The following is a 537-nucleotide window of genomic DNA, read 5'->3' as shown; positions in this document are numbered from 1 at the left end:
TGCTGCCGTGGCGCACGGCACTGGGCAACGTCGAGTTCGGCCTGGAGGCCACCGGCGTCCCGCGCCGCCAACGGGCGGCGAAGGCCCGGGAGTTCCTGGACCTGGTCGGCCTCACCGGCTTCGAGGACCGGCACCCGCACGAACTGTCGGGCGGCATGCGCCAGCGCGTCGCCATCGCCCGCTCGCTGGCCTACGACCCGGACGTCCTCCTGATGGACGAACCGTTCGCCGCGCTCGACGCGCAGACCCGCGAATCCCTCCAGGACGAACTGCGCCGGATCTGGCAGAGCACCGGCAAGACGGTCGTCTTCATCACCCACGGCATCGAGGAGGCCGTGTACCTCGGGCAGAGGGTCGCCGTCATCACCTCGCGCCCCGGACGGATCAAGGAGGTCGTCCCGGTCTCCTTCAAGGACCGCGCCACCGCCGCCACCGGCGAGGACCTGCGCTCCAGCCCCGAGTTCGCCCGCTACCGCCACGAGATCTGGACCCTGCTCCACGACGAGGTGGCCCGCGCCCAGCAACTGGAGAAGGAAG

General features: G+C 71.1%; 1 protein-coding gene. It reads left to right on the top strand.

Annotated elements, in window-relative coordinates; all coding sequences use genetic code 11:
* Positions 1-537 (top strand): ABC transporter ATP-binding protein (locus tag G3I71_RS46335; RefSeq protein ID WP_164324947.1); only part of this gene is annotated, 537 nt, incomplete at both ends.

The sequence above is a fragment of the Streptomyces sp. SID12501 genome (genome assembly GCF_010550245.1).
Taxonomy (GTDB): domain Bacteria; phylum Actinomycetota; class Actinomycetes; order Streptomycetales; family Streptomycetaceae; genus Streptomyces.
The sequence above is the reverse complement of the archived record's forward strand: the minus strand, read 5'-3'. Positions and strand labels throughout refer to the sequence as shown.